This window comes from Halolamina sp., assembly GCF_036626355.1.
In the GTDB taxonomy this organism is placed as follows: domain Archaea; phylum Halobacteriota; class Halobacteria; order Halobacteriales; family Haloferacaceae; genus Halolamina.
Genome location: NZ_JAZKRY010000139.1, coordinates 1 through 3237 on the forward strand (window position 1 = coordinate 1; position 3237 = coordinate 3237).

Genomic DNA, 3237 nt, shown 5'->3' on the forward strand with positions numbered 1-3237 from the left:
AACTCGAGTTCGAGCTCCTCGGTCGCGTTCGTCTCGAACGTCAGCGAGCCGTTGGCGTCGGTCGTCCCGACGTCCTCGTCGTTGGCTTCGACGGAGACGTTCTCCACACCGGTGCCGCTGGTCGTGACGGTCAGCTCGACCGTCCCGTCGTCGTACGTCGCGTCCACGCTCGTTGTTTCCTCGTCGATACTGGCTGCGGTCGCGGGGCCCGCCCCGGCGGCGACCACGAGCACCGCCATCAGCAGTGTCAGGATTTTCTTGGTGGCGTTCATCGCATCTCGACCCAGGAGCTACACCTACTTGAAGGGGGGACGCAGCGAACGGGGATTTCGGCGTTTGAGGCCGTGATAAGCCGGATTAAGCCGTATTAAGCGGTTATACAGTCGGCCAATCGGCGGGTGGCTCGGCTACGAGGATGGTGAGGGCTCGGCGGCACGGTGTGACGGCTTGGCTGGGGCTCAGGAGCCTGCGCGACCGCAGAACCAGGACGTTTGTAGGGACCGAGAACGGCGCCAGCGGCTCCCGTTACTCGCCGCCGAGTTCCTCAGCGACCGCCTCGGCATCCAGTAGCGCCGGATCGACGACGAGGTCGACGATGCTCCGGACCGACTCGGGAAGCGTCCCCTCGCCGTAACAGACCGCCCGGACGTCGGGGTTGGCCTCCTTGGCAAGCGGGATGCTGATTCCCTCCTCGAGATCGGTCAGGATGAACAGGGCTGCGTCCTCGATACCTGCCTCCTCGAGTGCCTCGGCGAACACGGGGCTCTCGACCCGGGTGATGCCGACGCCCTGCGCTTCCAGCTCCTCACCGACACACTCCGTGTCGGTGCCGGCGATGATGGCCTTCATTCGTACTCGATAGTCGCGGGCGGTTTGTGGGTCACGTCGTAGACGACGCGGGCGACGGTATCGTTCTCCCCGGTGATGCGGCTCTGGATGCGCTGCAGCGTCTCCCACGGCAGTTCCTGGGCACGCGCGGTCATCCCGTCGCGGGACTCGACCGACCGGACGGCGACGACCCAGCCGTGCACGCGGTTGTCACCTTTTACCCCGGTGGCTTTCCCGAGCACGGCCCCGAACGCCTGCCAGGGGTCGTGCTCCGCGGTTTCCTCCTCGACGACGTGACAGGCCTCGCGGGCCACGTCGACTTTCTCCCTGGTCACCTCGCCGACGATGCGGACCGCCAGCCCCGGGCCGGGGAACGGCATCCGCTCGGAGACGACCTCCTCCAGGTCGAGCGCGCGGGCGACCTCGCGGACCTCGTCCTTGTAGAGGTCCCGCACCGGCTCGACGATCCCCTCGAAATCGACGACTTCGGGGAGCCCTCCGACGTTGTGGTGGGATTTGATGTTCCCCTCGCTCTCGATGCGGTCGGGGTAGATGGTCCCCTGGACGAGATAGTCAGCACCGGCCTCCGTGGCCTCGCGCTCGAACTCGTCGATGAACTGCTTGCCGATGACGTTGCGCTTCTCCTCGGGGTCGGTGACGCCGGCGAGCGCCGCGAGAAAGCGGTCCTGTGCCTCGATGATCCGAAGCGAGTTCATGAAGGCGAACGTCTCGCGGATGCCCTCGGTCTCGCCTTTCCGCATCAGCCCGGTGTCGACGTAGACGGGGATGAGCCGGTCACCGATGGCCTCGTAGGCCAGCGCAGCGGCGACAGAGGAGTCGACGCCGCCCGAGAGCGCGATGACGGCTTTCTCGTCGCCGACCTGCTGCCGAATCTCGTCGATCGCATCCTCGATGAAGGACTCCGGCTCGACCATCAGGCCCTCACCTCCGTTTCGTCGGTCTGTTCGTCCAGGACGGCGTCGACGAGCCCAACGAACGGCGGGCTCGCACGGTCCGGTCGGGAACGGAACTCCGGATGGAACTGCGTCCCGATGAAGTACGGGTGGTCATCGCGTTCGACAATCTCCATACGACGTCCTGCGTGGCCCGAGAACGTGAGGCCGTCGGCTTCGAGCTCCGCAATATACTCGGGGTTCACCTCGTAGCGGTGGCGATGCCGTTCGACACAGCTCGTGTCGCCGTACACCGCGTTCGCCAGCGTCGACGGCTCGATCTCCGTCTCGTGGCTGCCCAGCCGCATCGTCCCGCCCTTCTCGCCGTCCTCCTCCTGCTCGGGGAGCAGGTCGATAACCGGGTGGGGCGTCTCGGGATCGATCTCGGCGCTGTTGGCGTCCTCGAGGCCCAGCACGTGGCGGGCGTGGTCGACGACGGCCATCTGGAAGCCGAGACAGAGTCCGAGGAACGGGACGTCGTGTTCTCGCGCGTGGCGGATCGCCTCGACTTTCCCCTCGGTCCCGCGGGAGCCGAAGCCGCCGGGGACGACGACGCCGTCGGCATCCTCCAGGCGGTTGGTGTGACGCTCGGCCATCTCGTCGGCGTCGACCCACTCGACGTTCACCTCGACGCCGCGCTCGATGCCGGCGTGTTTCAACGCCTCGTGAACGGACATGTAGGCGTCTTCGAGGTCGTACTTGCCGACGAGCGCGATATCGACGCTCTCCGTGCGCTCGCGGGTGACGAGGTCGCGCCACTCCGTCGAGCGCTCTTCGGGCGGGCGCGCCTCGTCGGCGAGGTCCAGCCGATCCATCACGTACTCGTCGAGCCCCTCGGCCTCGACCATCAGCGGGACGTGGTAGATATCCTCGACGTCGGGGTTGGAGAACACCGCGTCGGTGGGAACGTCACAGAACAGCGCGATCTTCTCCTTGGTCCGGGGTTCGAGCTCGTCCTGCGACCGGCCGACGAGAATGTCGGGCTGGAGCCCGATACTCCGGAGCTCCTTCACGGAGTGCTGGGTGGGTTTGGTCTTCTGCTCGCCGTTCTTCGAGTAGGGGACGAGCGTGACGTGCGTAAAGAGGATGTCCTCGTCGTCCTCCTCGTGGGCGAACTGCCGGAGGGCTTCCAGATACGGCATCCCCTCGATGTCGCCGACCGTGCCGCCGATCTCGACCAGACAGACGTCACTCCCCGCGGCGGCCTCGCGGATGCGCCGCTTGATGTCGTTGGTGATGTGGGGGATGACCTGCACTGTCTTCCCGAGATAGTCGCCGGCGCGCTCGCGCTCGATGACGTTCTGGTACACCTTCCCGGTGGTGACGTTGTGGTCCGAGGTCATATCGACGCCCAGGAACCGCTCGTAGTTCCCCAGGTCGAGGTCCACCTCGCCGCCGTCTTTCAGCACGTACACCTCGCCGTGCTGGTAGGGGTTCATCGTCCCGGCGTCGACGT

3 protein-coding genes and 1 pseudogene are annotated in these 3237 nt (G+C 66.3%); all 4 read right to left on the reverse strand.

Going from position 1 to position 3237, the window contains the following annotated elements:
- Positions 1–272 (reverse strand): annotated as a pseudogene (locus V5A38_RS14545) (hypothetical protein); the annotation flags it as partial.
- A 253-nt stretch (positions 273–525) separates the two neighbouring features.
- Complete coding sequence (locus V5A38_RS14550) at positions 526–849, reverse strand: CTP synthetase (RefSeq protein ID WP_332326483.1); 324 nt, start codon at positions 847–849, stop codon at positions 526–528.
- Positions 846–1763, reverse strand: coding sequence for a glutamine-hydrolyzing GMP synthase (guaA, locus tag V5A38_RS14555; protein WP_332326484.1), 918 nt, complete (start codon positions 1761–1763; stop codon positions 846–848). The genes V5A38_RS14550 and guaA overlap by 4 nt, the downstream gene beginning before the upstream one ends.
- Positions 1763–3237: CTP synthase (locus tag V5A38_RS14560; protein WP_332326485.1), on the reverse strand; the 1475-nt coding region annotated here is incomplete at its 5' end. The genes V5A38_RS14560 and guaA, both read right to left, overlap by 1 nt.